6 protein-coding genes are annotated in these 5,741 nt (G+C 33.0%); 5 read left to right on the top strand and 1 reads right to left on the bottom strand.

All coding sequences use genetic code 11. From position 1 onward, the window contains the following. The 3 genes from ABJI11_RS11170 to ABJI11_RS11160 all read left to right on the top strand — a co-directional run. The coding region (locus ABJI11_RS11170) for a thiamine pyrophosphate-dependent enzyme (RefSeq protein WP_348352142.1) at positions 1-993 on the top strand (993 nt) is incomplete at its 5' end. 10 nt (positions 994-1,003) lie between these two features. Further along, a complete protein-coding gene (locus ABJI11_RS11165; protein ID WP_348352140.1) occupies positions 1,004-2,242 on the top strand; it encodes a sodium:proton antiporter in 1,239 nt (412 codons plus the stop codon). A 12-nt stretch (positions 2,243-2,254) separates the two neighbouring features. Beyond that, complete coding sequence (locus ABJI11_RS11160) at positions 2,255-2,893, top strand: Pycsar system effector family protein (RefSeq protein ID WP_348352138.1); 639 nt, start codon at positions 2,255-2,257, stop codon at positions 2,891-2,893. A 2-nt stretch (positions 2,894-2,895) separates the two neighbouring features. Here ABJI11_RS11160 and ABJI11_RS11155 read toward each other — a convergent pair whose 3' ends face one another. Further along, positions 2,896-3,255 carry a hypothetical protein gene (locus ABJI11_RS11155; RefSeq protein WP_348352136.1) on the bottom strand — a complete coding sequence of 120 codons (360 nt, stop codon included), beginning with the start codon at positions 3,253-3,255 and terminating at the stop codon, positions 2,896-2,898. 161 nt (positions 3,256-3,416) lie between these two features. Here ABJI11_RS11155 and ABJI11_RS11150 point away from each other — a divergent pair, with 161 nt between their 5' ends. Then, positions 3,417-3,809 carry a hypothetical protein gene (locus tag ABJI11_RS11150; RefSeq protein ID WP_348352134.1) on the top strand — a complete coding sequence of 131 codons (393 nt, stop codon included), beginning with the start codon at positions 3,417-3,419 and terminating at the stop codon, positions 3,807-3,809. Positions 3,810-3,812: 3 nt separating this feature from the next. After that, the coding region (locus ABJI11_RS11145) for a DUF4132 domain-containing protein (RefSeq protein WP_348352132.1) at positions 3,813-5,741 on the top strand (1,929 nt) is incomplete at its 3' end.

Raw genomic sequence — 5,741 nt, 5'->3', positions numbered from 1 at the left:
GCAATCATTGTAGGGCACGGTGCTCGTTTTCAAATGGATGCTATAGTAGCGTTTGCAGAAAAATTAAACTGTCCGGTAATTACCACCTTTAAAGGAAAAGGACAAATTTCTGACCATCATGAATTAGGTTGTGGAGTACTTGGTAGAAGTGGAACACCCATAGCTTCTTGGTTCATGAACGAGAGCGATTTGCTCATTGTATTTGGCGCATCGTTTTCTAATCATACAGGTATCACACCTAAAAAACCAATAATACAAGTCGATTATGACCCCGCTGCATTAAGTAAATTTCATAAAGTTGATGCTGCCTTATGGGGAGAGATTTCAGAAACGTTGACAATTATTGAAGAACAAACGGAAGGAAAAATTAATACGGTAGATAGACGCCCAGAAATTGCAAAACGATGGGAGATATGGCAAGAAGAAAAAGCTAGCCGATTAAAAGATGAAAGTGCTGTAGGTTTAAGTTCAATAGCGGTGTTTGATGCTATGAATAAAGTAGTACCAGATAATGCAGTTATTGCTGTAGATGTGGGTAATAATACGTATTCTTTTGGTCGTTATTTTGAACCAAAAAATCAATCTGTATTAATGTCTGGTTATTTGGGTTCTATTGGTTTTTCATTACCGGCAGCAATGGGTGCTTGGGCTGCTCAAGGTAATGAAAGACCTATTTGGTCGGTCTCAGGTGATGGCGGTTTTGGTCAGTATTTAGGAGAAATGATGACTTTGGTAAAATACAACATGAACATTAAACATGTGCTTTTAAATAATTCTGAAATCGGTAAAATTTCAAAGGAGCAAAAAGCGGCTGAATTAGATGTTTGGAAAACCTCGTTACACAATGCAAATTTTTCAAAATATGCAGAAAATTGTGGGGCACTTGGTATTAGAGTTACCAAAATAGAAGAACTAATACCTGCTTTAGAAAAACTAAAAGCACACGATGGACCTGCATTACTGGAAATAATCACTGATGCTAGTTTGATTTAAATTAAAAAGTATGTTTCAATCATTTAGTATCATATTCTTAATTGCCGCGTTTTTTAGTTATGTTAACTATAAGTGGTTAAAGTTACCATCAACCATTGGGTTAATGATTTTAGCATTATCAATGGTCGTGCTGGTTACAATGACCCAAAACATATTCCCGGCATTTTATCTTTATTTCTGTGATGTCGTGATCAATACAGATTTCAGAAGTCTATTAATGGATGGTATGTTGAGTTTCTTACTTTTTGCAGGATCTTTACATGTTAATATAGATGATTTAAAAAAAGAGCGAAAATCTATTCTATTGTTTGCAACCCTAGGTGTGCTTATTTCTACTGCTATAGTTGGTTTTTTAACCTATTTTCTAGCTCAATCTTTAAGTATAGAATTACCGCTAATACATGCTTTGCTTTTTGGAGCATTAATTTCACCAACAGATCCCATAGCGGTAATGTCAATTTTAAAAAAGGCAAATATTCAGAAAAGCTTGGGAGTGAAAATAGAAGGCGAATCTTTATTTAATGATGGTATTGGTGTTGTAGTATTTTCTGGTTTGTTAATTGTAGCTCGTTTAGAAGAAAATAGCAAAGAATCTTTAAGTAGTAGTATTGGAGAGCTATTTTTAATGGAAGCCGTTGGTGGAATTGTCTATGGTTTACTTCTAGGTTTTATAGGGTATAGAGTTATTAAATCTATTAATGAAAATCCGCAATTAGCGGTTTTAATAAGTTTAGCCATTGTTATAGGTGGCTATGCAATAGCCTCTGTATTGCATGTATCCGGACCTTTGGCTATGGTAGTTTCGGGTATGGTCATTGGTAATAAAATTAATATAGCATCAAATAAAGGAATGACCCGAAAAATATTGAATAATATATGGGAAGTTCTAGATGAAGTGTTCAATGCTATTTTATTTGTTTTAATAGGTCTTACCATACATCTTCTAAAGTTTGATTCGTTATACCTTACATTTGGCTTCCTGTCTGTATTGGTAGTGCTTTTAGCTCGTTTTATATCTGTATTATTGCCGTATAGCTTGCTAAAACATGAAGAAAGTAAACCTATAAAAACGGTTGCTATATTAACTTGGGGAGGTTTACGCGGTGGTATATCTATAGCATTGGCATTAAGTTTGTCAGAAGACCTTTCAGCAGAAATTATATTATATATAACCTATGTTGTTGTTTTGGTATCGGTGCTATTACAAGGATTAACCGTGGGTAAAGTAGCGAAGAAAATATATAGCTAGTAAAATCATTTTATGATGGAGGAATCAGAAAAAGCAATAAAAAAACAAGAAAAAGCGATAGATAAACAATTGATTGTTGAATTGGGTATTGATAAGGAGAAATTAAAAACCCTTAAAAAGAAACTGTCAAAGATAGAACCTCGATCAGAGCGAGGTGCGGAAACCTTATTTCGGTTGGTGTCCAAAAATCAATATACGCTGAATACGATGATTGATAGAAAATCGAATATTCTTATTTCCATCAATGCGCTTATTCTATCCATAATACTGGGTACCGTATTAAGTCAGCTAGATAAAGATCCACATCTTATTTATCCTGCAATTATCATGCTTGCAACTAATCTTATATCTATTGCATATGCAGTATTTGCAACTAGACCAGAACTTACGCATGGTGATAGAAGTACCAATAATTTATTGTTCTATGGTAATTTTAATACTATGAACGAAGAAGAATATACAGAAGAACTTACCGGTTTAATGTATAAGGGAGATGAGCTTTATAAGACTATAGCAAAAGATACCTTTTATTTAGGTAAGACTATAGATAGAAAGTTTAAACTACTTAGAACTTCCTTTCACGTTTTTCTAGTAGGAATTATTTTAGCAGTTATAGGGTTTATAGCTTGCCATATTATGTTTGCTATGTAGTCTTAATCTAATAGTTCAACATTTGTTTTAATTCTAAAACACCGTTCTTCTCCTAAGAAAAGCGGATTCCCATGTTTCTCGGACCAAAATCCGTCTAGTATATCTTTGCTGAGGCACTGGTATACGGCAACACCTTTGTAAATATTTTGATCTTCGCCAGAATATCTAAAGTTTATAACCAGAATATTATTTTTAAAGAATCCTGAGCCTGTTTGTTTTTGGTCTGCGCCAATAGTCCACATTGCAATTATCCTATTATTTTCATCTAAAGACAAAACCAGTTTTCCTTTGTAGTTATTAGATGCTTCATCTTGGTTACTACCAATAATATTGTACTCTCCAACTAAATCTTCAACCGTCATATAATGTTTTATGAATGACGAAAGTATTGAAAATTTTGTGGTTTCATTTTCTGATTGTGTATGCGAAGTGATTCACTGTTTCTTAAGATTTTTATTGATAATTTAAATAGATAAGTTTCCTTTGAAATTTTAAAAATCCATAAATTTAGAAAAACTTCAAAATGCTATTAACTATAAAAGATGCAACATTCACTGGTGATATTTTAAATCAGATAGAGATTGCTGTCAGGAATGAACGAACTACCGTTAAAGAATTGATTTCTGCACGAGTAGAGTCTGAGGTAAATGCTTACAACGAGAAGCTACCCAATTATTTTAAGGGTTTAATTCAGCCTAGTGAGGCAGAAAAAACATTAAATGGTTTCAAATTGAAAAACCGAGGCAAAAAAATAGATATTGAAAAACAGATTTTGGTTGCATTAGATGCCTTTCAAAAGAACGGTTATTTTATACTTATAGATAATAAACAGGCAGAAGATTTGGAGCAAGAAGTGCTGGTTTCTAAAACTACTGAAATAGCCTTTGTAAAACTTACACAATTAATTGGGGGATAGTCTATGAAAGATATTATTAAGAAGTTGTTTGGGGTGAATAATGATATTGAAAGTAAGTTAGAAATTAGTCCAGACGTTCTCAGTTTTCGTAAAGAATTTTTTGAAGAAGCTTTAGAATATGGAGATGGATATTCGGTTAAATTAAATGATATACCCAAGTATAAAGAACTCAAAAAGATGCCGTCTTCTTTTAAAAAAGATTTTATTTTTGACTTGATTTATCTCCAAAATGGTCAAACCAAAACAGATTGGGGAGATGACCGGCACTTCTTGAAAGACACTGCTAAAAATGTGTTGAGTTTATTAATTAGGGCTTCAGATATACATTTTGATGATGAGGAAATCTTAGAAATTATAAACGGCTTTATGCATGATAGCAAAGGACATTTATATAGCTTCAACTGGCCTATAGTGCCGTTGGTGGGTAAAATAGAGAAAGATGTACAGAAAACGGGAGTATCCCCAGAATTAAGGTCTACCTTAAATAAGGTGCAAAAGGCGATTACCAAAGGAAATTATTTATCTGCAGACGACATAAGACTGGGTACCAGAGTTTTAAACATTGGTAAAAATTCTTCGGAATTTGAAGTGGATCGTAACGATCCTTTAGGTAAAAGTATTTATGAAACTATTACTTCTTTAAAAGAAAGTGATCAAGAGGTTTATAAAGAATTATTGGTACACTTCTCTAAAGGTGGTGGTAAAAGCGCACCGGCAAATTCTTGGTTAAAAACATCTGATGATTTACTTGCTAAAGTAGGTGTAGACAAGGTAAAAACTAGTTTTATTAAATGGATAGAAGAAACCTTAGATCTTTTTAGACAGATTCATAAAAACCAGGAATATGAGTTCGATTTTATTGCAGATAAAAATATACAAATATTAAGGTCTGCTGTTTGGTCTAGTGCTGTGATAAATGATGATGAGCTAAATCAAATAATAGAGGATTTAGGGTTGTTGAGTTATAAGAAATTAAGGAATGTTGGGGCACTAAGCGCTAAATTAGGAAATGGTTGCATTTATTCTTTTTCTAAGCTTCCATATCAAGATGGTATTTCTAGACTTACGAAGTTTAGAATGAAAATTAAGTATCCTTCTGTGCAATCTATTATTACCAAAGCAATTGAACGTGTGGCAAAAGCGGAAGGTAAGACTATGTATGAAATTGAAGAATTGGCTGTTCAGGATTTTGGTTTGAATTCTGATTTTCAGCTAATTCAAAAATTTGGAGAATACACAGCTATTGGTGCCATTGAAAGTAGTTCTAGTTTTAGTTTGCTTTGGGAAAATGAAAACGGGAAGAAGATAAAGTCAGTACCGAAATATGTAAAAGACAATTTTGCAGTAGAGCTAAAAGAATACAAGAAAAAAGTAAAAGATATTCAGTCGAATTTGACGGCTCAAAAAAGTAGGATAGAAAAGATATTTTTAGCGAAGCGTGAATGGGATTTTGAGCAATGGAAAAAGCTGTATTTAGATAATAATCTATTACGATTTTTTGGAACTAAATTAATTTGGAGTTTTACGATAGGTAATAAAACCACAAGTGTTATTTATAAAAATAACGAGTTTATTGATGTCAACGAAGTCATTTTAAAAAACTATACCAATGCTAAAATTAAATTATGGCACCCGGTCAATGCAAGTGTTAGTGAGGTACAATCTTGGCGAAGATGGTTAGAAAAAAATGAAATAAAACAACCCTTCAAGCAGGCACATAGAGAGTTATATATTGTAACTGATGCAGAAGTGAATACAAATACGTATTCTAATAGGTTTGCTGCTCATGTAATACGACAACATATTTTTATAGCGCTTTGTAGAGAGCGTGGTTGGGCATATACGCTTCAAGGTCAATGGGATTCTCATAACACTCCGGTTTTAAAAATTACTGCATGGAAATACCGCGTAGAATTTTGGGTAGAAGGTATA

The sequence above is a fragment of the Maribacter sp. genome (genome assembly GCF_039968975.1).
In the GTDB taxonomy this organism is placed as follows: Bacteria; Bacteroidota; Bacteroidia; order Flavobacteriales; family Flavobacteriaceae; genus Maribacter.
The sequence above is the reverse complement of the archived record's forward strand: the minus strand, read 5'-3'. Positions and strand labels throughout refer to the sequence as shown.